The sequence below is a fragment of the Chryseobacterium sp. ERMR1:04 genome, from assembly GCF_001297705.1.
Classification (GTDB): Bacteria; Bacteroidota; Bacteroidia; order Flavobacteriales; family Weeksellaceae; genus Chryseobacterium.
The window spans coordinates 1-26,328 of the sequence record NZ_LIRF01000003.1; the positions used below are offsets into that span (position 1 = coordinate 1).

Below are 26,328 nucleotides of genomic sequence, written 5' to 3' on the forward strand. Positions count from 1 at the left end.
AAAATATATTCTAGTTATTTAAACCCCTTCGTGACACCCCTATCACAAGTTTATATCCATTACTTATGTACTGAAACACTTCGTATTTGCATACTGTATGTATTCATCATTAATAAATATATAGTACGAAAAAATTATATTTTCATTAATTTTAAATGTATTCGTGTTTTTATTCATATATTTACAATGTAAACGTTGTAGGTATGTCTAGAAAAGAAGTTTTGACACAAGTAATCGAACATTTATTTGAATTCGATAATCAATATCAAGGTGATAAAGATTATAATATGGCTGACTTTCTGGGGTATTTAAATTCAAGTCAGGATCATCCGCCTCCCAGCGCTAGGGAACTAGCAGGAGGGGAAGAAGAATGGGTTCGAGATAATCAGGATCAGAACACTGAAATAGCAAGAATGCTAGTTTTTAATTATCGGTATGCGGTAATGTATTTTAAAAAAGCATTAAAGGAAAGTAATATCAATACATTAGATGAATTCTCATTTTTAATTGTCTTGATGACCTATCCATTTCTCACCAAAACTGAACTCATCAATAAACTGATTATGGAAAAAACATCTGGTGTTGAAGTGATCAAGCGTTTACTAAAGCAGGAGTTGATTTATGAATTCGATAATCCAAACGACAAACGAAGTATAATGGTCGCAATTACGCCAAAAGGTAAGACAGAATTGTCCGAATTATTACCTAAAATGGGATTGGTGGGCAGTATGGTTGTGGGTAATTTAAAACCAACAGAGATTAGTTCACTATCCTTCCTCTTACATAAACTGGATTATTACCACAATGAAATATTCATAAACTATAAAAGCCTGAGTTTAGAGGATCTTTTCAAAAAATCTGAAATTATAAAAAAAAGTATTTAAGAGCGTTATAAAAATCACTGAGAGAATCTTTAACAAGCGAAAATTTTATGATAAAAAACGAGATTAATCTTAAAAAGAAAGTATTAATATCCGGTGCAAGCATTGCAGGCCCAACCTTAGGGTTTTGGTTGGCAAAGTATGGCTTTGAAGTTACGATTGTTGAGCGTTCTAAAGCCTTGAGATTAGGGGGTCAGAATCTCGATGTAAGAGGAGCTGGTCGTGCTATAGTAAAAATGATGGGTATTGAGAAAGAAATACTAGCTGCCAATACGGGAGAGAAAGGTTTACAATTCGTTAACCGAAATAATGAGGTTGAAGCTGAATTTCCAGTAGAAGGTGGGGACAGTTTTACGAGTGAAGCAGAAATACTCAGAGGAGATTTAGTGAATATCTTATATAATTGCACTAAAAATGATGTAGAATATGTTTTTGGTAAATATATTACCGCCATAAATCAAGGACCTGATAAAATTGAGGTTACATTTAGTGATAACGAAATTGAAGTATTCGACTTATTAATTGCTGCCGATGGAGTTCGGTCTACCACAAGAAAATTAATTTTTGGAGATGAACCAGAAGTGAAATTTATGGGACTTTATAACGCTTGGTATACAATCCCTAAGATGGAAAGAGATACGCAGTGGGCACGATGGTATACAGCACCAGAATCACGAGTGATGGTTCTCCGTCCTGATAATCATGGTACCGTAAGAGCTTCTTTCAGCTTTTTATCGGATGATAAAACTTATTTACAAGGATCTAATAATGAGCAAAAAAAAGTATTGAAAGACAAACTCTCAGGTGCCGGATGGGAAGAGGAACGCTTAATGAAAGAAATAGATGATAATAACGATGTTTATTTCGATGGCATCAGCCAGGTTCATGCTCCACGATGGTTTGATGGCCGGGCAGGTATGATTGGTGATGCTGCGTATTGTCCGACACCTTTAACCGGAATGGGAACTACTTTAGCCATGGTAGGCGCCTATTTATTGGCGGGTGAACTTTCCCGTCATGAGAAACATGAAGATGCATTTTCAGCGTATGAAAAAAGGATGCGCCCATTTGTAGAAAAAATTCAAAAGTTACCTCCCGGAGTTCCTTGGCTTGCTCATCCTAAATCAAAATTTGGCGTTAGCGCAGTGAATACGGTAGCATCAATGATAGCAAGTCGTCCTTTTAAGATGATTGGTAGATTGTTTAGTAGTGGAAAAAAAGAGAGTACTAAAGATGAGATTGAAATTCCTATATTTGAATAGAATTCATAATATATTTCACAAAGATATTGTTTCAAAATTTAGATGATTAAATACATCCATATTCTATGATGATTGAAAATAAAACTCTCCAAGGCGGAAGGCTTTGGAGAGTAGGGAATATCGAGTTTTTTAATTTAAGTATTACTCAGTAGCTTAATCGTAAGCGACTTACTTTTTTTGTTTCAAAGAAAGATTATCCACATATACTGCTTGATGTATTCCGTTCAGTAAAACTTTCAGCCCCAAATTTGAATCTTTTTTTAAAGTAATATCAAATTCTTTTTTACCTCCTGTTATTTTAGAGGATTTAGCGATTGAAACATGCGATTTTGGATCGGATATATTGTTTATTGAGAAAAGTTCTAGTGTAGTTTCTCCACCATTGTCTGAAATATCAAGGGTAAGTGTATATTTTCCAGCCTTAATTTTTGGCGTCACTAAATACATATTTTCTCCGGGACTGCTCATTGAGTAAAATACGATTCTTTTTTCGCTGGCATAAAGCATTGCTTTTCCTTGCTGAGCAGTCCAGCATTTGTTGATCTCTTTCCAGGTATCAAAATTTTCAGTAAGGGTAGATACAGTTTTACACTGTGCATTTGCTGTTAGAAATCCTCCTAAAGCAACTATTCCTGCAAATACGAATTTTCTCATATTTCATTTATATATTATGAGGTAAAAATAGTTAAAAAAGGTTGTATCGGAAAGTCATTAATTAATAATATAGGGTGAAACTGGATGATATTGAGCAGCTTTTTTATGATGCCATTTTGCAATGAATATTTTTATAATTGAGCGTATTGAAACGGACCTCTCATTATTTATATTTTAAACCCTTATCTATCTTAGGACATTTTTGGTTGTTAAGCATGATGATAAAATTTTTAACTGAAGAAATAAAACAAAAAGAAGAGAATAAAATACGGATAGATTCTATTAGAGAAAGAGTTTTTAAAGAAATATTTAGCAAATCTCATAGTTCTGATTTAGCAGCTTATATATCAGATGATTTTGCCTTATTAATGGATGCTGTAAATTCTGATTATCAAAGCAAATGGTTAAATTCTCTTTTGGATCACTATAGTAAAGGGAATATTCCTAAAGGAGATATTGGAGAAAAAGAAGGTGATTTCTTGTCAATAATTAATTCTGCATTTTGATAGTAACGATCTTTAGTAATAATAGTTCTAACAAGATCTATTAGAGCAATAAACATCCTGATTCCACTTGTTTATAACCAAAGATATTCTTTAAGTATCTTATTGGAAATTCTAAAAAAAATTACAGATTCTGCTGGTAATACGATTTCGTTAAACAAGGAAAGCTCAATCGTTACAAGTTATTTTTCTTGCTCATTTTCACTACTTTATAATGTTTACAATAGTTATAGATTAATACAATATTCTAATATATCAGAAGAATATAAAACTTTACTCCTTGTTGATCTCTCAAACAAGAATTTTCTGATGATCCTATAGTTTTTACAAAACTTCAAAAATGTTGCGATTCGTATACAGAATGAAAAAGTTTCTAAAGGTAAGACCTGGAATTTAATAAAAGGTTTGAATTGAACAAGTCTTAGTTTGGATATTACAATTTCTTCTTCTTCAACCTTTATAATTTTGCCTTATCAATAAAAGGAAATTATTATGGTAACAGTATTTACACAGTTTATAGCTAAACATGCCACAGCGGCAGCGGAGTTAGAAAGTATCTTTCAAAAATTAATCCGTGAAACACCTCTTGAAAAAGGAAACCTAGCATACGAAGTACTTGTGGTACAAAGAATTCCTAATTCCTATTACGTTATTGAAAAATGGATGTCCGAAGCCGATCTGCAAAATCATATAACTAGCGTGATAGAAAAGGGGTATGCGGCTGATGCCGAAGTTTTATTAGAAAACGAATTAGTAAATATCATTGGTCAAACATTAAATTAAGCAAAAAAATGAAAACAGTATTAATAACAGGTACCTCATCCGGAATCGGTAGAGCCGCGGTTTTAAAATTTCAAAAAGAAGGATGGAATGTCATTGCCACGATGCGTAGTCCTGAAAAAGAAACAGCATTCAATGTATTGGACAATGTGCTCATAGTAGCCTTGGATGTACAGAAAATTCAAACAATTGAGAATGCGATTCAAACAGGAATTGAAAGATTTGGACAAATAGATGCTATCGTGAATAATGCGGGACATGCTGTATTCGGAGCATTTGAATTGACAAGCGAGGAACAGGTGAGTAAGATTTTTGATATCAATGTATATGGTCCGATGCGCGTGTTAAGAGTGATTTTACCCTATTTTAGGGCTCAAAGATCAGGAGTGATTATCAATATTTCGTCGCAAGGCGGTAGAGTTACCTTTCCGACTTGTAGTATTTACCATGCAACAAAGTTTGCTTTGGAAGGCTTAACTGAAGCTTTGGCCTACGAACTCATTCCGTTTGGTATCCAAACAAAAATTGTAGAACCAGGATCTACGGCAACGGGATTTGTAGGTGCTGCAGAAATCACAACAGGTCAGATTCCAGCATATGAAGAGTTTATTAAAATAGGGTTGGGCAATTGGGCAAAGTATGACACAATGACTTCTCTACCAGAAGAAATTGCTGATGTAATTTTTCTGGCTTCAACTGATAAAAGCGAAAAATTGAGGTACCAAGCGGGTAAAGACACCGAATTGTATGTGGGAAAAATGCAAGAAGGGGATGACCAAGCCTATGTAAGGTATATGCGTGAAAGATTTATTCCGGAATATTTAGCAAAATAATTTAAAATGAATTTAAGAAATAATACAATTCTCATCACTGGCGCCGGTACTGGAATGGGCTTGGCTGCCGCAAAATGGTTTTCGAAGCAAGGTAACAACGTGATTTTGGTGGCTCGTAATGAAGAACGTTTGAAAGCCGCAGCATCAGAATTAGACAATGCCTCGTATATCGTCTGTGATTTATCTCAATTAGATCAAATGGAATCTTTGGTGAAAAAAATTAAAAATGAATATCCAGATTTAAATATGGTCTTTTTAAATGCAGGTATTGCTACCAATTATCAGTTGTTGAATAATGATGAGGCTTATCAAACGAGCATTTCAGAAATGGTAACGAACTATCATTCGGCCGTTTATTTAACCCATCAATTCGAGCCGATTTTGGCTAATAAAAAAGAGGCAGCATTTATCATTACGACTTCTGGTGTTGCATTTGCACCTGATTTATTGCATCCAACGTATAGCGCAACCAAAGCAGCTTTGCATAATTATAGTAAAGGTTTAAGGTTGGCTCTACAGCGTAAAAAATCACCAATTGAGGTGTACGAATTAATGGCTCCTTTGGTAGATTCTCCTTTTTCCCAAGCGGTGCAATCAGACCTAAAGATCTCTCCAGAAGCAGTCATTGAGAACTTGGTAGAAAGCATCAAAAAGAAAGAGTTTGAAATTCGACCAGGCTTAACAGAAGATATTTATAGAACTTATCTTCGTTCACCCGATGAAGCCTTATTAATGGTTAATGCATTTACTGGTGCATAATTTTATGTACATTTAAAGTCTACTTCAAACTGTACGCATAATGAGTACAGTTTGATTTATTTGGATAAAAAATGAAGGATATAGAAAAAATTCCTAAGAATGAGCGCTTCGAAGAATTTGAAAAACAAAAGTTGCAATTACAAAAAAATGTTACGGCACAAAATAGTTTTCGCTTTTTCAGTTCGAGTGATTGTTTAGCGGGCAAAACCATTTTGTATAGAAGAAGAGATTTTTACAAAGTGAGTTTGCTGGAAGGTGAATATATAGTACATTATGGTGATGAAAGTCTAAAGATTTCGGGTGTTTCGCTATCTTTTTTCAGCCCTTTAATTCCCTATACAATTGAGGAAATTCGGGAAGAGGAAAATGCAGGTTATTTTATTTTTACAGATATCTATTATGATACTTTTTTTAAACAAAGCATCAAAAATTTTCCGTTATTCAACCAAAAAGATAAGCCTATTTTTTTATTGAATCAAGAACAGAAAGGAATAGTGAAAAAAATGTTTGCAAAAATCGAACAACAAAATTTTTCGGACTATACTTTAAAAGACGATCTTATTCGAAATTACCTCAACGAATTAATGCATTATGCTAACAGTTTACGTTCTGCATCGGAACGCAGTTATAAATTTTCAGCTAAAGAGCGTCTGTGTACTATTTTCAATGAGCTGCTAGATCGTCAATTTCCGGTAGATATCTCTCATCCACAACAGTTACGAACGGCAAGTGATTTTGCTGATGCGCTACACGTACATGTGAATTATCTCAACCGTGTTTTAAAGGAACTTACGGGGAAATCAACACGTAGTTTGCTTTATGAACGCTTTGTAAAAGAATCTATAATTTTACTGAAACATACAAATTGGAGCATCTCTGAAATAGCTTACAGCCTAGGTTTTAAAGACAGTTCTCATTTTAATCATTTCTTTCGTAACCAAACCAATGATACTCCATCGTTTTATCGAAATGAGTTATAGCAGCATTCTTAATGCAGGTCTGTTTCAAAAAAAGATTTATATTCTTAAATTCAATGATGATGAATACAAATGAATTAATACAATTAGCAAAAGATATAATGAATGCTATTGGAAAAACCGAAGGAGAGAATGATAGGATGCTGCAGAGGTTCTTAGAGAATGTACCAGATCCGAACGCCAGTAATTTATTTTTTTCAGTTGAATATGAAGATCTTGAAGCCGAAGAAATAGTTGAAAAGGCACTCTCTTATCAACCTATTCAGCTATAACCAATTATTAAAGTGAATTTGTGGCTTCGTTTTGCTATAGACCAAATCTAAGAATCATCAGACTTCAATTTCCGTTTTAAATACTACGGTAGCCTCACCTTTTATTTTAATTAGGATAGGAAGGCCATTTTCAATGGTAACACTTACGTTTACCACTCCAAGTCTGCCCATTTTTTCTCCCTGCTTGCCTTTGAATTCGTATATGTTATCTTTAGAATCAATGATTTTATTCTGTATTAAATATCCGCCTAAAGGTCCGTTTGCATTCCCTGTAACCGGATCTTCATTGATTCCGATTACCGGGGCAAACATCCTTCCATAGGTCAATACGTCATTATCGTCCGAATCAAATGTGAAAACAAAATATCCGTTGCAGTTGATCTGTTTACTTAGATGGATCAAACTATTATAATCGGGATTCAGGCTGTTGAGTTTTTCCTTACTTTTTATACCAATCATCACTTTTGAGTGTCCTGTAGAAGCAATTTGTATCGGGCATCTTTCATCAGTATCAGAATGCTCAAGTCCCAAAGCTGCTAATAGTTGTTGCGCTACAATAGGATCAAATGTAGGACTGAGTTCAAATGTACCTTGAGTCATGATGACTTGGTAATCTTCTTTTTCTTTAATGATTTCGAAGGGAAGAATGCCAACCTGAGTTTTATATCTTAAAATACAAGAACCCAAATTATCTTCAATCGCTTTCGCATACATTGCAGAAATTGTAGCATGCCCACAAATCGGGACTTCTGATTGTGGTGTAAAATATCTTATTAAACCGTCAGAATTACTATCGTCGGGAGAAAAAAGGAAAGCCGTTTCAGAATTGTTTAGTTCTTTTGCAATTTGCTGCATTTGTACAGCATTTAATCCATCTGCATTTACGACAACTCCTGCTGGGTTTCCACTAAATTTCTCTTTTGTGAAAGCATCTATTTGATAAATTTTAAAAGTTTTCATAATCTTTTTAATTTTGTTAGGAGCATAGATAGAGCCCGTTTACAAGGAAAGATAAATAAGATTTCAAATATAGCCTATTTTATAGCACGCATCATGCTTTACCGTAATAACAATCAAGGGAATTATTCCAAATAATTTTTATAAGGGAATACTTTGAGGTTTGTCTCGGAGTTAAAGGAGGAAAAGTTGAAAACAGATAGTTTTTCATAAGATTAAAAATAGTATATCTTCCATTGAATATCTGATATACTAACTCTTGTATGCTTAACTCAATGATTTTAATCTTAAATATTAGTATATAAACTTTTACTTTCGTTTCATAAATAAGAGCCTGTTTAAATTTTATTCTAAAAGAATACCTCGAGGCTTGCCTCGGGGTCAAAGCGTAAAAGTTTGAAAAACGGAGGGTTTTTCATAACACTTTGAAAAAGTGTAGATTTGATTTGTGGATGAACATATTTACAAAAGGCACAATAAAAGTTTGCTTTTATATCATTTGGTTTTTCCAATGAAATATAGGAGAGAAGTTTTAACGAAAGAAATAGGAGATAGCCTTAGGCTAATATGCGTTGGCATTTCAGAACGCTATGAGATTCAATTTGTAGAAATTGGTTATGAGTGTGACCATGTTCATTTTTTAGTTCAAAGTGTTCCAAGTATCTCGGTTTCAAAATTAGTAACACTTATAAAAAGTTTGAGCGCGCGAGAATTATTTAAAGCACATCCAGAGATAAAAAGGATTTTATGGGGAGGTAATTTGTGGACAAGCGGTTACTATGCTAATACAGTTGGTCAATATGGAAATAAAGATGTTATTCGAAAATATATTGAAAACCAAGGGAAAGAAGTAGAATATAAAAAAATCCACGGCGAACAACTCAAGCTATGGGATTAACCAATACCTCGAGGCTTGCCTCGGGGTAGTTTATTAAATAATAATTTTTTAGCAGATAATTTGACCATGTTTTCAGAATTTTCCATTAGCAATTCATAATTTCGGCAAAGTCTTCTGTCATTATCAAACCAAGAAAACGTTCTTTCAACAATCCATCTTTAAAGAGTTTTTCTTTATTGTCAGAGCGTAAAACAACCTGAATGATGTAACCAAACTTATCTTTTATTTCTTCAATAACATTTCCTCTATAGCCACCGTCTGCTAAAATCACTTTAACCGAAACCAAAAGATAATGGAGTGTTCTCATCAATAATAAAGCAGCTTTACTATCGTTAAAATTGGCTACACTTACCATTACAGCTAACAAACCCCCATTCTTATCTACTACAACATACCTTTTAATTCCTTTTACCTTTTTATTACCATCAAAACCATTAAGAGAACGATTGTTTCCCCAACGAACGCTCTGACTGTCTATAATACCTAAACTTGCTTCTGCATTTTGTCCTCTCTTAACTTGTACCTCTTCTCTTAAATTCGTCAGAAGTAAATCGAATAATTCTAAATTACTCCATTTAGAGTAATAATAGTAAACCAATTGCCATTTGGGATAATTTGAAGGGAGCATTCGCCACTGACAGCCTGTTTTTACGATATAATAAATAGTATTCCAGATAATACATAAATCATGTTTTCGCTTTCTATCATCAAAATCAAGCGTTTTTTTATAAATTGCCACTGAGTAAGGGTTAAGTCTGTTGGATAAATCATTTTTTTGTTTTGCAGCTCTAGATTGATATTTTTGATCCAATTAACATCCCTTACGCTTTTTTATTTACATTTTTAAACAGGCTCTTAGATTTTTAATTTTGTCTCTAGCTGGATGTTAAATTGATTTATAATAATTTCATAGAGCTATTTAACATAATAAAATTTATTAATTAATCCTACTATGGAGAGTTATATTTATTATATATTTGTAATAAGCGGATTCCGAAAAGCTAAAAGAGTAGGAAGAAAAACAAAATATTAACTATGAAAAATTTAGAAAAATTAAAAGGAAAAAAACTAGGTAATTTAAAAGATGTTATTGGTGGAAAAATTGATATGAACAATGCTATTGGCCCTTGCGGTGGAACAGGTTCATACGACGATCCTCATGTATTAGAAACACTTACATTGATTAAAGGCGGAGGAGGTAAAAATGACGGATGTGACTAGTCATTTTATTTTTAGAAAAAAATTAAAGACTCTTTATATAATAAAGAGTCTTCCTTTATCTATTAATTTGTAAAAAACATGATTTTAATTTTATCAACTCCAAATGATGACGATACAAATATTGTAATGGAGCATTTGGCTATTCTAGAAGAAAAATATATAAGAATAAATGATCTGGACTTATTTAATGGAAATACAAAAATGTATTATGAACTTTCACCAGTACCTAGCCTTTTTGTAGAGAATATTTTTTTTGGAAAGATAAACTTATCAGATATTAAATGTGTATGGTACAGGAAATTTGGCTTCTTCGATAAATTTAAACAAAATTTTGAGAGTGAAATCAACATTGAGATGTTAGATTATTTAAAATCAGAATATACTACTATATTAGATATCTTTTTTGAGTTTCTCAAAGATAAAAAATGGCTTAATCATTATTCAAAAGTAAAAAAATTAAATAAAATAAGTACTCTTATAACTTCCCAAAAAATAGGATTAAGTATTCCCAAAACAGAAATAACAAATAATAAAGATTTATTAGATCTGAACGAATCATATATTACTAAATCAATAAAAGATGGCACAGTTATTAATGTCAAGGAAAAAATATTCTTTTTTTTGACAAAGGAAATTAACCTTCAAACAATGGGTCATTATAAAAATTTCTTTCCAAGTTTATTTCAGGAGAAAGTAAATAAAGAGTACGAGCTTAGAATTTTTCATTTAAACGGGAAAAACTATCCTATGGCTATTTTTTCTCAAAGAGATACACAAACAGGAGTAGATTATAGGCATTATAATTATAGTAGACCAAATAGAATGATTTCCTATTCTTTACCTCAGGAAATTGATGAAAAAATTTGCCACCTTATGAAAAAACTTGAACTTGATACAGGGTCATTGGATATCATAAAAGGTAAAGATGGAAAATATTATTTTTTGGAAGTAAATCCTTCCGGTCAGTTTAGGATGACATCAATGCCATGTAATTATAATCTTCATTATGAGGTTGCATGCTGTTTAAAAAAAATGAATACATGAAAAAAACATTATTAAAAGAAATGGGATATGAAAAAAAGAAAGAGTTACTTCCTATTATTTTCTCCCATACAATGCCAATGGATATTAAAAAAATAAAAAGAGAGCGCCCATTTAGAATGGTTGAAACTTCCATTCATCAGTCAGAAATCTATTGTTTAAGAATATATAAAGATGGAATTAACATATCTACAGAATAATAAAGATAAATATATTCATGTATTTTCATGCTGTATACCTGTTAAAGGACATGAAAGAGGTGCTATATATGATCTTCAGAGAGAAGAAATTGAATTGGTACCTAATACAATGATAGAGTTTTTAGACTATATCAAAAACAAAAAAGTTAGTTCTATCCTGAAAGAATTTGAATCAGATATAATGGCTAAAACATATCTTGATTTTTTAGAAAAGAATGAATTTATCTTTTATTCAAATACAGATTTTTTTCCTGAATTAGCAGCCAAAAGTATAAATGAAGATACATCTACTATACAGTTTATGACCATAATACTGTCAGAGTTTATTAAAAATAATTTAGATATTGTTATAAAAAGAATTAATGAACTGGGAGTAAAAAGATTACATTTTCATATTGATAGCAATAATTGTATGGAAGAAATAAATTATCTTTTGCATTTATTAGAATATTCCAGAGTTACTAATGTTTCATTTTCAATACCTTATCAAAAAATTGATAAAAAATTATACAATAATAATCGGTTAAAAAAATATATCTATTTAGTTCTCCCAAAGAAAAAGTGGAAAAAAATAATGAAGTAACTAATATTTTTATAACTGTAAGCGATGCTAAGATATTCTTGCCAAAATTTAATATCAATACTGTAGAAGTTAATACTGCTGCCTATAATATTGCAAGAAATTATAATTTATCAATATATAAAACAATAATTGTAAATCATGAAGGGAAAATTAAGTATAATATTTCAGAAAGGAATAGTTATGGTAATATCACAGATTCGTATAAAGAAATATCAACTAAGACAATTAAAAGACTATCTATCCTTTGGAATATCAGGAAAGATAGTATAGCTCCATGTAATATCTGTGAGTTTAGATTATGTTGTACAGTAGCCCATATTCCTTTAAAAAAAGAGAATGGGTATGCAGTGAATTGTAATTATGATCCATACAAGGCAGAACTAAATTAAGATGATCAAAAAACTGAAAACACTATTGACTGTTCTTTGTTTAATCTTTATAATGCAAAGTTGTAAAAATTATTATTATTTGAAACATAGGCCTGTAGCTTATAATGAAGATGGAAATAGCATACATGATTTAAAAATTTCTAATGAGAATATCCAATTTATTACTTTTTCAGATTATCAAATCAATAAATTAAATAAAAAATATATTTTCTTTACGACTAAAGATATAAATCGTCTCCTCCAAGAAAATATTAAAAAACCTTTCAGTCAACAATTCTTATTTATGTATACCAATATGAGTATTTATAATAATTTGTTAGGATTTTATTATGAAGACACATCATTGGAGGATGTGATGAAAGACTATAATAAAACGCCAGATGTTAGCTTGGAAAATGGAGTTTTATATATATATAATTTTGAAAAATGGAATATAATAGATATTTATAGAAAATATTATGGTGGAGTAGTGAGATTTATTAATCTGAACAATCCTAATGAAAATGATCCTCAATATAAAAAATTCCACCGTGAGGTTAATAATCTTTTTTTCGACCTTAATAAGAATCTGTGGAAAAAAAATGCAATAGATTTTCAATAATTTTTAAAGACTTAATATGGTTGAAAGTATTGGCAATATTTTAAAATATCTTGAAAAAAAAAAAATTACCTTAGATCGAAATAAATTTTCTTCCCAAGTTAATTCCCATCCAACATTTCCAAGTTTATTATCGATAGTTAGTGCTTTGAATATTAACCAGATCTGTAATTATGTGATAGAAATAGATGATTCCGAAATAGGTGAGCTTCCTATTGATTTTATGGCTTTTATGACAGTTTCAAGCCATAAACAGGAACTTAATTATATTGAGAAGATAAGTGAAGGGTACGTAATTAATGGCAAATACAATATTAGTGAACAAGTGCTACTTTCAAAATGGACTAATATAGTTGTTTTAATTGATGAAACCCAGACTGTACATCCAAAAAAGATAAGTAGCAGAAAATATCATTTATTATTTGTCGCAATTTGCTTCCTATTTTTGTTAATATTTTTGTACAGTTTTATGAATTTATATTTCTTTATTTATCTGGTTTTATCTTTATCTGGTTTTTTTATATCAGTACTTTCATTAAGAAACGTATTTGGAATAGAAAGTTCTATTGTTAGTAAAATGTGTTTTGGTAACTATACAGACTGTTCATTTTCAGATGTCAAAAGTACAAACTTTCTCTCAAATTTTGGAGATTACAGCCTTGTGTACTTTTTTACTAATATAATCTTTATTTTATTTCTCATCAATAGCCAGATTAATGATGTTTTTTTTAATATACAAAGATTATTATTGGTAATTATTCTACCTATAATAGCCTATTCTTTTTTTTATCAGTTGCTCAAAATTAAAAAAGTATGTCCTTTGTGTATAGGAATTATAATTATTCTACTCTTACAAACCTATATTTTGATGATTTGATATGAATTTGAAATCTTTTATTCCTCTAGTTTTATATGCTCTTATCTATTTAATCATCTTTGTTTTATGGTATTATATCAAGATGTTTTTAAAACAGAATGAGCAAAACAGAAATCAGCTTATAAGAAAAAATAGAGTCATCAGAAATCATAATGTTTTTATTAATACCTTGGAGAAGCAAGAAAGATTAGAACTACCAGTATCTATGTTTGTTTTGGGAAATAAAAATTGTGATTTAGAATTAACGATATTTACCAGTCTACACTGTGAAATGTGTGGAGATATATGTGAAATTATTGACAAAATAATTTTTGCATATGAAGATCAAATAAAAATAAATTTTTTTTTTAAAACTCAAATTTCTCGTGAGAAGAACGTTTTTTTGTATTTACTTCATGGTATTTTTTTATTTAAGGGAGAAAAGGAATTTTTAAAAGCGTTGCGCTTTTGGTTTAAAAATAAAAGTTTGACACCATGGAAGATTGATGAATATAATACTGAAGAAAATAAAGACTCCTTTAAATATTTAAATGACTGGTTTTCCCAAAATGGAATTATCTCCACACCCTCAATTTTTATAAATGGATATATTTACCCATACGAATTTGAAAAAGAAGATTTATATTATTATATAGAAGGAATTATAGAGAACAAATAATAAAAAAGGAATACTCAATTATAAAGGTAGGAATTGTGAGATATCATCTTAGTTCTCTTAGAGGTTACTTGGTTCAAGTATTTATATTACAGGTGAAGATGTTAAGATGAATTTTCTTTTCAAGAATCAAGAAAAATAATATTTAGATGCCCATTCTTCGTATTTTCTATTGCGGTCTATGCAGATAATGGATACAAACTACTTTCAAATACTCAGTTTTTCAGAATCTTTGTTATGTAAGGCAAAACCCTACAGCCTGTTTTGAAAAACGGTTTTTGCTAACTATTTTCATCATAAGGTAGGGTTGGTAGAATAAAATCTTACGATATTTTACTTGGCTACCGTTGCTTAATGTTCTACCGTTAAGGTCGCAAAAAGCCCTTTTACTTCAAGCAAAGTCCTAGCTTGTTGAATGCTATGTTTCATTATAAATGGTACATAAATATGCAGGCAATGGATGAAAAACTCATGAGTGTCTATTGTGTACACATTGAGTCTGACAATATTTTTGCATTCATAGCCTGACTCGTTGATTAGTTGCTCTAGATTGGTAATGGTTTATTTTAAGATTCTATTATCATAAAGCAGATTATCGTCTTCATCAAAACTTATAATCAAAACTTTGTATTGTTTGGCGCTGTCGTTATTATAGAATTTAATTCTCGGCGGAACATAATCGCTATCAAATAAATTAGGATTCCAGTATAGGGTTTCTCGAGTGTCATTTTCGATTTTTTTTGAAGCATCATCGTCTAACATTTCAATAGGGAATTCTGAAGGCATATCATAACCTTTTACTATAGAGAGGTTATTTTTTTTCGTGTCTTTTTCAACATTCTTAGATTTCAGATCACCTCTCATGGTATAGATTGCAACCGCATCGCCTATTAATCCTGATGCTTTTATAATTTTCACCATAGCAATATTGCTTATAGGAAGACTTGTAATCATAGAGGGCTCAGCAGGCATTTCATCTAAATATAGCTTAGCTTGTTGACCACGAATATAAGGGACATTCTCCCCTGAATTATTTCTCTGAAAGGTTAAACCGGCAGCTCTTCCTTGTAGCCAATCTAAAATATTAGTTGATAAAGCCGCATTTTGGTTTTCGTTTACAAAATCAAATATCGTAGAATTCATAGAGTTAAACATTCCGCTGGACAGTTGTTTGTTTAATTCTTCTTTTGGATCTTGTTTTTTTCCTACTATTTTTACTTCTTCAATTTGCACATCAATATTTTCAGCTTTTTTGTTGTTTTTCTGACTTGTGATGGCTCTGGAAATAGATGGAGGAAGTTTTCTATTCTCGGTAGCTTTCACCAATTTGTATTTTGTACTGGGGAAATTACCTTTAAATTGTGTGGGATTTACCAAGGGTTCTACTGTGACGAATAAATTATCAGTACTTGATTCTTTACTTTTCTCTGAATTCACAAATAATGAAATTCCCAAAGGTTCATTGAAATTAAGGTTATCTAAATAAACATATCCGTTTTGATCAGTTTTAAATAGATTAATAATGGGTTCCTTTTCCCCTAATTTTAAAGCTAATGTTACACTGGTATCTTTTAGTAAAGCATTGTCTTTAATCGGTTTTACTTTATAAGATAGAAATTTTTGAGAACTGGTTGTAATGGTAGGTTGAGATCCGCTAAGTACAGAATTCCAATCAAATCTTTTCCAATTTTCAGAAATAAGTAATGCGTCTAACGCTTCGGCATTGGCATTTTTAGTAAAATATTGTGCGGGTGCATCTACTTTTGACGTAAAATCTCCTGTTAGCCAAAGACCACTGAGTAGATTTTCTTCTTCCACCGGGTTGCTACCATCATCATCGCTTACCAAAACGGTGTAATTTTTAAAATAGGACTCTGGGGAAAGGTCAATACTGTTGAATGATCTTGGCGTATGCTTTAAATTCTGACTGATAATGTCTGCTTTCTCAATCTTTAAATTATTAGGCTTTATAAAACAAAGTCTTTTAGCAACAAGATTATCCTGTTCATCAAAAATAGCTAATTGTAAAATAGCATTAGCTCCAGTGCTTATTTTTGTAGGAATAAGACTTGAAGCATCATTCGTTAGCTGAGTAATATTGGCTCTGTAAGCAAGATGATTATTGATGGTTCCAACAATCTTATAATTTTGAAGCTGTTGTTTTAAATTAACTCCTTTTAAGCTGTATTTAATACCATCGTTAGAACTGTGAACTTCTAAATTAAGACCACTGCTTGCCACTTGTGGTAAATCTATTGTTTGTTTTTTTCCTGTATTGTCCTGAATAAGGGCTTGATATTTTTTTCCTAAAGCCGGAGTTAAGGTAAAAGAAGCAACATTTTTATCAAACGATGTAAACGTGGTGATCGATACATTTGGATTTTGTGCATCTATAATTTTCCCGGTCCATTTTTCCGGTAAAGAACTATCGCTTGATAATCTTACTGCAAATTTTGTAGGCATCCCATTGATGAAAGTTCCTCCTTCTGGAAAAGCTTTAGCAGACCAATTAGGATTCTTAGCAATCTCTAATGTTTCGGTGGATTTTGGATTATAAATCGGAATCGTTTTAGCGATCTGAAAATCTTCACTAAAATTCGTCATGTAGGGAGTATAAGCTCTTACGAAGTAAACCTGCTCCGGAAGATCTTCTTTCAGTTTAAAATCTCCGCTCCCTTCACCATTGGTTAGAAGGATGGTTTTCCAGTCTATTAATTTTTTATCAGCACTGTACAATTCAACAAATAGAGTGGTAGACAGTGTCGTTCGGTTATAGCCATCAAATACAAAGCTTTTGAACCAGATTTGGTCACCCGCAACATACTGTGATTTGTCGGTAAGTAAATATACTTTTTCTTGGTCGTAATTATTCTCAAGATTGGTAATTGCTTTGTCTAGTTTAGTTTGTGATAATACGGGTTGTACACTTGAAATAAGCAATAAAAAGAATATATTTTTCATAGAGATCTTCGCGCATCCTTAATGCGGTGCTAAATTACTCATTTAAAGATTTCAAAATTGATATTTGCCTTGTAATTTAACAAATTAAAGCGATTTTTTTAAATAATAAGCTTAATTCATAATATTTTACACCCTATATAAGACGTGAAGCATTTCATTAAGAATTAAAATCAGATTTTTTTCGGGTAAGAGAACAGTGTTACATTAATTATATAAAATGAGTGGTAGGAAGATCTTTCGGGCCACCATTATCTACTTTGTTTATAATTTTAAGGAGTTCAGATGCTGCCATAATTCCCATTTTATATCCATCATTAATTTGAAATTGGTAAGATTCGTCAAGATATTTGGGAAGCGTGCCTTCACTTATGGCAATCACTTTTATGTTGCTGTTGTTGAGATTTCTTTTAATCAGGGAACTATGGAGCCCAATTAACGTTTCGTCACTCATCGCAAAAAAGCCATCAAAATTATTTTCACTCAAAAGAATAGTAAGTTTTTCTTTTACGACATCTGCAGATTCACAAAATATGGTTTTGCATTGAATTTCCGGAAACTCCTTCATTTTTTTTAAGAAAGAATTCATTCTTGTTTGGGTGATATCAAGACTCTCATCACCAAAAATCGCCAATATATTCTTACAGCCATCCTTTATTAGGCTTTCTGCACATAATTCTGAGTTTTTTGCATTATCAAAAATCACTGAATCAAAGCTGTGTTGAGGGATTATTTTATCAAAAATAACAACGGGTATTTCCATTTCCTTTACTTTTTGAAAATGTTGAAAGTCTTTTGTTTCCTTTGTGAGAGATACAAGAATACCATCTACCCTGGAATTAATACATATTTGTATGTTTTGTTCTTCCGTTGCAGAAGTGTCGTCAGATGAAAGAATAAAAAAATGATATCCTTCTTTATTAAGTACAGAAGAGATTCCTCTAATAATGGAGGGGATAAAGAACATCGATATTTCCGGAACAATAAGCCCGATAACTTTAGAAGAATTTTTTCTGAAATTAATGGCAAAATCATTGGGGATATAATTAAATGTTTCTGCTGCCTCTCTCACTTTTGACTTCACAGCGCTGCTAATATCTGGATGATCTTTCAATGCTCTTGATACAGTAGATGTACTAATATTAAGCATTCCTGCAAGGTCTTTTAGGGTGGTTCTTTTCATTTCGTTAAAGTGAGATCAATTATTGGGAGAAATTACCAATATTTTCACATATCTATTTTGTTAATATTTGTTAAATTTAAAGCGGTTAATTCTTAATAATATGTTAAATTAAAAATAACTTACTAACCGCAACCGTTTGCGCAACCGTTTGAAATTCATATTGGGTTAACCTTCCCTTTAAAATCATTTATTGATAGGGTAAAAAAATACTTTTAGAACATAATAAACTCGGAATTATGGAATCTAAAATCATGAAGCGACTGCTAATTTTAGGAACGTTAAACACAGCGGCAATTATGTTTTCTCAGAAAACAGTTGCGGACACCACAAATATAAGGGGCAAAGTAATAGATGAAGTTGTCATTACAGGAAACTCTAATGCAAAGGCGTCAATAAAAACAAGTACTTCTATTTCTACCTTGAAACAGGCAGATATTATAAATGCAGCACCAAGAACTACAGCTGAAATTTTTAGAACAATTCCGGGGATCCGTTCCGAGTCTTCCGGAGGGGAAGGGAACTCTAATATTACCGTTAGAGGACTTCCGGTTTCTGCAGGAGGATCAAGATATCTTTTGATTCAGGAAGATGGTCTTCCGGTAATGCAGTTTGGAGATATTGCCTTCGGTACACAAGATCAGTTTATACGATTTGACTCTTTTGTGTCAAGGATAGAAGCCCTGAGAGGAGGTTCCGCATCTGTTTTTGCATCCAATTCACCAGCGGGTATTATCAACTTTATTACAAAAACGGGAGAAAAGGAAGGAGGAAGTATTACGCAGCAGGTTGGCCTTAATTATAAAAATTTTAGAACCGATATAGATTACGGAACACCTTTAGGCAACAATTATTTCGTTGGCGTTGGCGGTTTCTACAGAGGAGGCGACGGCCCGAGAAAAACAGGGTATACATCTAATAACGGAGGTCAATTCAGATTATCTCTATTAAAAAAGTTTGAAAAAGGAAGTATTAGAATATATGGTAAATATCTAGATGACCGTACAGCAGCTTATATGCCTATGCCGGTGGCTGTTTCAGGGTCGGACTCAAATCCTAATTACAGCTCCCTGCCTTCTTATAATATATTAACTGGAGCTTTGCAATCTTCTAATTTTATAAATGACCTGACTGTAGGTGGAAATGGACAGATATTGAAGAGCGATATCAGAGACGGAATGCATTCGGTATCTAAAGCAGTAGGGCTAGAATTTAATTATGATTTAGGTTCAGGCTGGAAACTGGAAGAGAAAGCCAGATATACCGCAAATAGCGGACAGTTTTTAGCGCCATTTCCTGCATTAGTTGGGAGTAAAGCAGATATTTTGGAGTCTATAGCAGGATATGGGAGTGCGTTGTATGCCGGAACAAACACCTTGGTAGATAATAATGCCATGTATATGAAAACCGTACTGTTCAATACAAAAATAAATAATCTGAATAATTTTTTCAGTGACTTAAATATTACCAAAAAATGGGATAAAATAAAGTTGAATACAGGCCTGTATAACAGTACACAAAATATCAACCTTTCATGGAATTGGAATACCTATCTTATGGAAGTTTCAGACCACAATGCAAGATTGGTGGATGTTGTTACCCCAACAGGAACTAAAATCACAGACAACGGTTTACTTCATTATGGTGTTCCGGATTGGGGAGGGGTCAATAGAAATTACGACACAAAATATTCAGTGATTGCGCCTCACGTTCAAGTAGAAATTAATCCGGTTGAAAATCTTACGTTAGATTTAGGAGCAAGATATGATTTCGGAAAAGTATCAGGAAGTTTTGCAGGAACAAAAAATACAATGCGTACAATTGATGTCAACCAAAACGGTAGTATTGAAACACCCGAAAATTCTGTTGCTGTGGTAGATGGTATCGTTCCGGTAGATTATACGTACGGGATTTTTGGGTACTCTTTTGGGGCAAATTATGCCCTCAATTCCCGAAATGCAATTTTTGCGAGAGTAAGCCAAGGGGGAAGTGCTTCTGCAGACAGAATTCTTTTTGCAGGATATGATTATACCAATAATGATGATCCCGCTTTAGACGCTGTAAAAGTAAATAAGGTTAATCAGATAGAAGCGGGGTATAAAATGAGAGGAGCCAATTATTTTCTGAATACCACTTTTTTCTATGCAAAAACCATAGAAGCTAATTATGAAGCAACAACCCAAAGAAGAACAGAAAACAGATACGAATCTTTAGGAGTTGAATTGGATGGATATTACAAAATCAATAAAAACTTTGATATTAAAGCGGGACTAACATATACTCATGCAGAAATTAAGGACGCAATTGATCCAATAATCATTGGAAATATGCCGAGAAGAACACCAAAAGTAATGTATTCTGTAAACCCGAATGTAAATATTGAAAAGTTGAGTCTCGGATTCTTTGTTGTTGGATCTACAAAAGCTTTTACTCAGGATAGCAATAAGTTGATTATGCCGGGATATGCAATCGTTAATCCGTATATTTCTTACAGACTTTTGAAAAATCTAACGTTGAATGTTAATGCTAATAATATCTTCAATGCACTTGCAATAACGGAAGCAGAAGAAGGCTCTTTGGTTGGTACCAATGGAATTATCAGAGCAAGAGCATTGCCAGGAAGAACTTTTGGAGCAAGTGTGAAATTAGACTTCTAAGGTAGTTTCTACACAGTAAATAATAGCATGATTTGGGGTGTAAGATTGATTATTAATATGATTTATCATCGTTCCCTTGATGCTATTCAAAGCTTATTTTACAAGGATGAATTCTTTAAGATAAGTGTCAACTATCAAATTTTTTAAATATATGTTTAAACAAAAAGCTATCGAAACAATATACCGTTCAATTTCGGAACAGGGTATTTTGGCGTCATCAGAGAATCGTGATAATTATGGGAGAGTTTGGTCTAGAGATTCTATAATGACTGGCATTACGGGGATATTCCTGGAAGACCAAATAATAGTAAATGGTCTTGAAAAATCGATCATAACCCTCGCAAATCATCAGGCAGAAAACGGGCAAATTCCTTCAAATGTTTATGACAATAAAGCAAGTTATGGTACACTCGTTGGGCGAACCGATGCTACCATATGGTGGATTATTGGGGCTTGTGAGTACATGAGCTATTCGAAAAATACACCATTAAAAGAGATTTTAAAAGATAAAATATACAAAGCACTTTCATGTTTAAGGACTTGGGAATTTAACCAGAGAGGGCTTCTGTATAGTCCACTGGGAGGAAACTGGGCTGATGAATATGTCACATCAGGGTATGTTCTGTATGATAATGTTCTTCGGTTTTGGGCACTGAAAATTACAGCAGAGGTATATGAAGATAAAGAACTGAAGCTTCTTGCTGAAAAGACAAAAGAATTAATAGAAAATAATTTTAGAAAAAATAGTTCCGATAAGGTAAAATATCATCCTACAGCATTTCAAAAAGCAACAGGAAAGCCTTATTTATGGGCATCTCTTAATGCAAATGGATATGACGAAAGGTTTGATCTTGCAGGAAACTCATTGGCCATTCTTTTAGGTTTTGATCTGGATTTGGAGGCATTTAATACGTTTTTGGAACAGCTGAGTGAAGAATTTGGTCACTGGATGCTTCCTGTTTTTTATCCTGTTATTTTACCTAACGATGCAGACTGGAATTTACTGGAAAACAATTACAGCTACAATTTTAAAAATAAGCCTTATCATTTCCATAATGGGGGCTCATGGCCCATCTATTTGGGTTGGCTGTGCAGGGGATTGAAGAAGAGGGGATATCAGAAAACTTCCCTTAAAATATTGGAACAGTATGAAGATTTATTGGAGAAAAAAGGGGCGAGTTTTAAAGAATATTATTCCACAGATCACTTAATGCCGTCAGGGACAGACCAACTTTGCTTTTCGGCTTCTGGTTATCTGCTGATGACCATTTAACATATAAATATTACAATAAAATAAGAAATTATTTACTTAAAATAAAATAGAGGATGATTGGAGATGTAATCAATTTACGGGAGGAACATTTAAATACAGGAGAAGCCATTTTTAATATCATAAAGCAGAAATTAAAGGATAATAAAAAGTTTGCTATTGGTATTTGTGGAGAAAGCGGAAGTGGGAAATCTGTAACTGCTTTTTCTTTGCAGAAGGTGATGGAAATGCATGGAATACAAAGTAGAGTATTGCAGATGGATGATTATTTTAAACTGCCTCCAAAAAGCAATCATGACAACCGAAAAAAGAGTTTAGAGCATGTAGGAACACATGAAGTTCAGCTGAATTTGATTCATGAAAACGTATTAGAATTTAAAGCGGGAAAATCATTTCTCAGAAAGCCACTTGTTAATTATCAGGAGAACTCCATTTCTGAAGAAATAATAAACGTAGATGAGGTACAGGTATTGATTATTGAAGGGACCTACATCCTTGAGATGGATGATTTTGATATCAGTATTTTTATAGATAAAAATTATAGAGATACTTATGAAAGCAGAATGAATAGAAATCGTGATGAACAGACCGATTTTATAGAAGAAGTTCTGAAAATTGAACATGAAATCATCAGAAATTTTAAGGAAAAGGCAAGTGTAATACTTGACAAAGATTATCAAATTGTAATGCCTTAATTATGACAAAAAAATAATACCCAAGCTTAGTTTTTGGCAAATCTGGAATATGAATGTTGGATTTTTTGGTATTCAATACAGTTTTGGGCTTCAACAGACTGCGGTTAATCCGCTATATTCTTTTTTGGGTGCTCATGCAGATCAGCTTCCTATTCTTAATCTCGCGGGCCCTGTTACCGGATTACTTATTCAACCCTTGATAGGAGCAATAAGTGACAAAACATGGAGCGTAAAATGGGGTCGCAGAAAACCATTCTTTCTATTGGGTGCTATATTTTGCAGTCTGGCATTATTTGTTTTTCCATTTAGTTCTTCAATTTGGATGGCGGTTGGGCTTCTTTGGATTTTGGATGCAGCGAATAATACTGCAATGGAGCCTTACAGAGCTTTTATTGGAGATAAACTACCGGAAAGTCAGCAAACCTATGGCTTTCAGATGCAGAGTCTTTTTGTAGGGGCAGGAATCACGTTGGCCAATTTATCCCTTTTCGTTTTCCAGAAGTATCTTGGGGGAAGTTCAGAATCAGGAGGGATTCCAAAATGGGTGTATTACTCATTCTTTTTAGGTTCTTTTTGTTCTATCGCTTCTGTGGTATGGTCGGTTTATAAAACTCCCGAAATTCCGCCCACTGAGGAAGAGTTTAAGCAATTAAAAGCTGAAAAAGAAGGAGACACTTTTTTAACCCCATTTATAGATATTTTCACGGCTATTATAAAAATGCCGAAAATACTTTGGCAGTTGGCTTTGGTTTATTTATTTCAATGGTATGCTTTATTCTGCTATTGGCAGTTTGTAACCCCTATGATTAAGCAGACGTTGTACAACGTCTCTGAAAATGACGAAGAAAAGGCCAATCATCTTATCGAACTTTCAAAACAAGGATCTGCAGTTGCCAACAGCGATTTGTCTTGGGCAAAAAATATCCTGCATTTGGTAGAAACAGCTGTTGGACAAACAGGGTTGATGAATGGTTTTTATAATTTAATAACAATGATTTCGGCATTGATTCTGATTCCTTTTGCGGTTAAATTTTCATCTAAAAATGTCTATGCTTTTTGTCTTTCGGGAACAGGAATATCATTATTAATCTTACCTTTCATAACCAACGAATATATAATCTTACTTCCTATGGTACTCTTTGGAATAGGATGGGCAGCAATGATGGGATTACCGTATTCAATGGTTTCTCCTTCAATTCCGCCGAATAAAAGAGGCGTATATATGGGCGTAATTAATATGATGATCGTAATTCCGATGTTGATTCAGACGGTTTCCTTTGGCTTCATCTATAAAAAAATATTAGGAAGTGATCCTTCAAATGCTATTCTTTTAGCGGGGGTACTCTTTATTTTATCATCAGTGTCGGTTGCTTTTATAAGGAATGAGAACAAAGTAATCACCATCAATACATAATGTCTGGATGGTGATTACTGATAAAAACACAGAAGAGAAAATGGGGTAATATTTTATTGTTAAAGGATTTATTTGATTTTTGTAAAGATGATATTGTTTACGTTTTGTCCGGATAACGAAAATCGAATGACTTTCCCTTGTTTATTTTTTAAAAAACTCACTTTTCCAAAAAAACCTTCATCTGAATAAAAACTATTCTTCGTAAGTGGATGGAGAAGAATATCATCATTAAAACTATGGTGGGCAACCAATTCATTATTTTTAATAACTAATTCATATTCGGTGTTGAATTCTTCATTTCTATAAATGCCTACAAATTCAGATAGATTCAGTTCATTGGTTTTTGGAGGGCTTACGTTTACCTTTTTACTTGAATAGGTAAAATCTGCGATATGAAAATGACAGCCATTTTTATCAAATGAAAAATAACTGATGGGTAAATTAGGATTAGCAAAAACGCCATCTCCGATAATCGGTAACAGCACCTTGTTTTCTGTTCCAAAAGCTTGATAATAAAGCGAATTATTTTCGGCGATGATGGTGAATAAGGATCCGGGAAACATCTCATAAGTACCTTCAAACGGTTTCAGTTCCTGGGTGGTGTAGGTCGTTTTTTGTGGTAATGGATTTTCTTTTTCGTGTTCTTTTAAAAATAGATCTACAATTTCGTACACCAACTGAAAGGGTTTGAAATCATTATTATTTCCGAGTATAACCACCGAAAATTTATACTTTGGAACAGTCAGAATATAAGAACGATACCCAGCGTCACCGCCTCCGTGAAAAACAAGTTCCAGCCCTTTGTATGTTTTGGATTCTAGGCCTAATCCGTATCGGATGGTTTCACCGGAATTGAGAACAGTAGGCTGTAGCATTTCATCTAAAATTTCTTTATTTTCTGCGGAAGAATATTGCATGGTAATGGCCCATTTGCTTAAATCATTAATCGTTGTACTGATTCCCGAAGAACCGTTGGCCATCATATTAAAGGCATAGTTTTCATACTTTCCATTCTTTAATCGATAAGAATAGGCTTTGTTTTTAATTAGTAATGATGAGGTATTTACCGCTAAACTATTGGTCATCTGCAACGGAGCAAAAATTTTATCTTTTAGGAGTTCCTGAAATGGTTTACCGGATATCCGTTCAATAATTTCGGCGAGCAAGACAAATCCTGTATTATTATATTCATATTTTTCACCAGGTTTAAAGTTGATTTCTTTGATGTGAAGCAACATGTGTACAATCTCTTTGTGCGTCATTTTATCGCCGGGTTCTATACCTTTTAATTGAGCCAATTCATATAAATTCGGCAAGCCATGCGTGTGATTTGCCAATTGCCGAAGTGTTATTTTGTAGGGTAAACCTTTTAATTCCGGCAAATATTTTCTTATATCATCATCTAACGAAAGTTTGCCTTCTTTCTCTAATAATACCGCAAGATAGGCCGTAAACTGTTTGGATACAGAAGCAATATGAAAGGCTGTAGAATCTGTAATTGCGATGCCATATTCCATATTTGAAAGACCGCTGTGACCACTATAAATCGTTTTTCCCTGTTCAATAATCGCTAAAGCAACGCCCGGATTATTCTTTTGGTAATAGTGATGTAATAACGAATCTATTGTGTTGATTTGATTCGTTCTGTCTTGTTTTTGAGCATGAAATAGATGATAAAACAACACAAATCCGAGGATAAAGGTAACTTGAAATAGATGTTTCATTTGATTCAAAATTTAATTTGAAACAAAGTTGAAGTTTTGATTAATCATAAAAGTCCGAGTATCGATAATCGGACTGATTAGGGTTGATTA

The 26,328-nt window shown here is 32.6% G+C and carries 27 protein-coding genes; 21 read left to right on the forward strand and 6 right to left on the reverse strand.

The genetic code is table 11. The annotated features are described in order from the left end of the window. Positions 1 to 203 precede the first annotated feature (203 nt). Positions 204 to 884 carry a MarR family winged helix-turn-helix transcriptional regulator gene (locus AMQ68_RS00055; RefSeq protein ID WP_054508603.1) on the forward strand — a complete coding sequence of 227 codons (681 nt, stop codon included), beginning with the start codon at positions 204 to 206 and terminating at the stop codon, positions 882 to 884. 47 nt (positions 885 to 931) lie between these two features. Beyond that, positions 932 to 2,143 (forward strand): FAD-dependent monooxygenase, encoded by a 1,212-nt coding sequence (locus tag AMQ68_RS00060; RefSeq protein WP_054508604.1) that lies wholly within the window; start codon positions 932 to 934, stop codon positions 2,141 to 2,143. Positions 2,144 to 2,311: 168 nt separating this feature from the next. Here AMQ68_RS00060 and AMQ68_RS00065 read toward each other — a convergent pair whose 3' ends face one another. Then, complete coding sequence (locus AMQ68_RS00065) at positions 2,312 to 2,797, reverse strand: hypothetical protein (protein WP_054508605.1); 486 nt, start codon at positions 2,795 to 2,797, stop codon at positions 2,312 to 2,314. A gap of 215 nt (positions 2,798 to 3,012) precedes the next feature. On the opposite strand from AMQ68_RS00065, the gene AMQ68_RS00070 reads away from it, so the two are divergent. The 6 genes from AMQ68_RS00070 (at position 3,013) to AMQ68_RS00095 (ending at position 6,921) form a co-directional block, all read left to right on the forward strand. Then, on the forward strand, positions 3,013 to 3,303 hold the full coding sequence (locus AMQ68_RS00070) for a hypothetical protein (protein WP_123905564.1): 291 nt from the start codon (positions 3,013 to 3,015) through the stop codon (positions 3,301 to 3,303). Positions 3,304 to 3,792: 489 nt separating this feature from the next. Next, entirely contained in the window at positions 3,793 to 4,083 is a 291-nt protein-coding gene (locus AMQ68_RS00075) for a putative quinol monooxygenase (RefSeq protein WP_054508607.1), read from the forward strand. Positions 4,084 to 4,091: 8 nt separating this feature from the next. Then, on the forward strand, positions 4,092 to 4,913 hold the full coding sequence (locus AMQ68_RS00080) for an SDR family oxidoreductase (RefSeq protein WP_054508608.1): 822 nt from the start codon (positions 4,092 to 4,094) through the stop codon (positions 4,911 to 4,913). A 6-nt stretch (positions 4,914 to 4,919) separates the two neighbouring features. Beyond that, a complete protein-coding gene (locus tag AMQ68_RS00085) occupies positions 4,920 to 5,672 on the forward strand; it encodes an SDR family oxidoreductase (protein WP_054508609.1) in 753 nt (250 codons plus the stop codon). Between the two features lie 71 nt (positions 5,673 to 5,743). Further along, entirely contained in the window at positions 5,744 to 6,652 is a 909-nt protein-coding gene (locus tag AMQ68_RS00090) for an AraC family transcriptional regulator (RefSeq protein WP_054508610.1), read from the forward strand. 59 nt (positions 6,653 to 6,711) lie between these two features. Beyond that, positions 6,712 to 6,921 (forward strand): bacteriocin immunity protein, encoded by a 210-nt coding sequence (locus tag AMQ68_RS00095; RefSeq protein ID WP_054509958.1) that lies wholly within the window; start codon positions 6,712 to 6,714, stop codon positions 6,919 to 6,921. Between the two features lie 57 nt (positions 6,922 to 6,978). On the opposite strand, the gene AMQ68_RS00100 is transcribed toward AMQ68_RS00095, so the two are convergent. Then, positions 6,979 to 7,881 (reverse strand): PhzF family isomerase, encoded by a 903-nt coding sequence (locus tag AMQ68_RS00100; RefSeq protein ID WP_054508611.1) that lies wholly within the window; start codon positions 7,879 to 7,881, stop codon positions 6,979 to 6,981. 445 nt (positions 7,882 to 8,326) lie between these two features. On the opposite strand from AMQ68_RS00100, the gene tnpA reads away from it, so the two are divergent. Beyond that, positions 8,327 to 8,776, forward strand: coding sequence for an IS200/IS605 family transposase (tnpA, locus tag AMQ68_RS00105; RefSeq protein ID WP_054508612.1), 450 nt, complete (start codon positions 8,327 to 8,329; stop codon positions 8,774 to 8,776). A gap of 85 nt (positions 8,777 to 8,861) precedes the next feature. Here tnpA and AMQ68_RS00110 read toward each other — a convergent pair whose 3' ends face one another. Continuing rightward, on the reverse strand, positions 8,862 to 9,515 hold the full coding sequence (locus AMQ68_RS00110) for an IS5 family transposase (RefSeq protein ID WP_241775010.1): 654 nt from the start codon (positions 9,513 to 9,515) through the stop codon (positions 8,862 to 8,864). Between the two features lie 296 nt (positions 9,516 to 9,811). Between AMQ68_RS00110 and AMQ68_RS00115 the strand changes: the two genes are divergently transcribed. From AMQ68_RS00115 to AMQ68_RS00150, 8 genes are all read left to right on the forward strand, one after another. Then, positions 9,812 to 9,997: a hypothetical protein gene (locus AMQ68_RS00115; protein ID WP_054508613.1), complete on the forward strand. Its 186-nt coding sequence runs from the start codon at positions 9,812 to 9,814 to the stop codon at positions 9,995 to 9,997. Between the two features lie 78 nt (positions 9,998 to 10,075). Then, entirely contained in the window at positions 10,076 to 11,041 is a 966-nt protein-coding gene (gene gwsG / locus AMQ68_RS00120; RefSeq protein ID WP_054508614.1) for a grasp-with-spasm system ATP-grasp peptide maturase, read from the forward strand. Then, on the forward strand, positions 11,038 to 11,238 hold the full coding sequence (locus AMQ68_RS00125; protein WP_123905565.1) for a hypothetical protein: 201 nt from the start codon (positions 11,038 to 11,040) through the stop codon (positions 11,236 to 11,238). Before gwsG ends, AMQ68_RS00125 begins: the two co-directional genes overlap by 4 nt. Continuing rightward, positions 11,213 to 11,821, forward strand: coding sequence for a hypothetical protein (locus AMQ68_RS00130; RefSeq protein WP_054508616.1), 609 nt, complete (start codon positions 11,213 to 11,215; stop codon positions 11,819 to 11,821). Before AMQ68_RS00125 ends, AMQ68_RS00130 begins: the two co-directional genes overlap by 26 nt. Further along, positions 11,800 to 12,210, forward strand: coding sequence for a hypothetical protein (locus tag AMQ68_RS00135; protein ID WP_054508617.1), 411 nt, complete (start codon positions 11,800 to 11,802; stop codon positions 12,208 to 12,210). Before AMQ68_RS00130 ends, AMQ68_RS00135 begins: the two co-directional genes overlap by 22 nt. Before the next feature lies 1 nt (position 12,211). Continuing rightward, entirely contained in the window at positions 12,212 to 12,811 is a 600-nt protein-coding gene (locus tag AMQ68_RS00140; protein WP_123905566.1) for a hypothetical protein, read from the forward strand. A gap of 16 nt (positions 12,812 to 12,827) precedes the next feature. Then, positions 12,828 to 13,685, forward strand: a complete 858-nt coding sequence (locus tag AMQ68_RS00145) for a hypothetical protein (protein ID WP_054508619.1) — start codon at positions 12,828 to 12,830, stop codon at positions 13,683 to 13,685. 1 nt (position 13,686) lies between these two features. Then, positions 13,687 to 14,343, forward strand: a complete 657-nt coding sequence (locus AMQ68_RS00150) for a hypothetical protein (RefSeq protein WP_054508620.1) — start codon at positions 13,687 to 13,689, stop codon at positions 14,341 to 14,343. Positions 14,344 to 14,901: 558 nt separating this feature from the next. Here AMQ68_RS00150 and AMQ68_RS00155 read toward each other — a convergent pair. Beyond that, a complete protein-coding gene (locus tag AMQ68_RS00155) occupies positions 14,902 to 17,301 on the reverse strand; it encodes a hypothetical protein (RefSeq protein WP_054508621.1) in 2,400 nt (799 codons plus the stop codon). A gap of 208 nt (positions 17,302 to 17,509) precedes the next feature. After that, the gene (locus AMQ68_RS00160) at positions 17,510 to 18,481 is read right to left on the reverse strand and encodes a LacI family DNA-binding transcriptional regulator (RefSeq protein WP_054508622.1); all 972 of its coding nucleotides are present in this window, start codon (positions 18,479 to 18,481) and stop codon (positions 17,510 to 17,512) included. A gap of 236 nt (positions 18,482 to 18,717) precedes the next feature. On the opposite strand from AMQ68_RS00160, the gene AMQ68_RS00165 reads away from it, so the two are divergent. The 4 genes from AMQ68_RS00165 to AMQ68_RS00180 all read left to right on the forward strand — a co-directional run bounded on the left by AMQ68_RS00165 (position 18,718) and on the right by AMQ68_RS00180 (position 24,514). Continuing rightward, the gene (locus AMQ68_RS00165; RefSeq protein WP_054508623.1) at positions 18,718 to 21,135 is read left to right on the forward strand and encodes a TonB-dependent receptor; all 2,418 of its coding nucleotides are present in this window, start codon (positions 18,718 to 18,720) and stop codon (positions 21,133 to 21,135) included. 151 nt (positions 21,136 to 21,286) lie between these two features. Beyond that, positions 21,287 to 22,408 (forward strand): glycoside hydrolase 100 family protein, encoded by a 1,122-nt coding sequence (locus AMQ68_RS00170; RefSeq protein ID WP_054508624.1) that lies wholly within the window; start codon positions 21,287 to 21,289, stop codon positions 22,406 to 22,408. A 53-nt stretch (positions 22,409 to 22,461) separates the two neighbouring features. Further along, a complete protein-coding gene (locus tag AMQ68_RS00175) occupies positions 22,462 to 23,100 on the forward strand; it encodes a uridine kinase (RefSeq protein WP_054508625.1) in 639 nt (212 codons plus the stop codon). A gap of 49 nt (positions 23,101 to 23,149) precedes the next feature. Further along, positions 23,150 to 24,514, forward strand: coding sequence for an MFS transporter (locus AMQ68_RS00180; protein WP_054508626.1), 1,365 nt, complete (start codon positions 23,150 to 23,152; stop codon positions 24,512 to 24,514). 68 nt (positions 24,515 to 24,582) lie between these two features. On the opposite strand, the gene AMQ68_RS00185 is transcribed toward AMQ68_RS00180, so the two are convergent. Beyond that, positions 24,583 to 26,238: a serine hydrolase gene (locus tag AMQ68_RS00185; protein WP_054508627.1), complete on the reverse strand. Its 1,656-nt coding sequence runs from the start codon at positions 26,236 to 26,238 to the stop codon at positions 24,583 to 24,585. Positions 26,239 to 26,328: the final 90 nt, after the last annotated feature.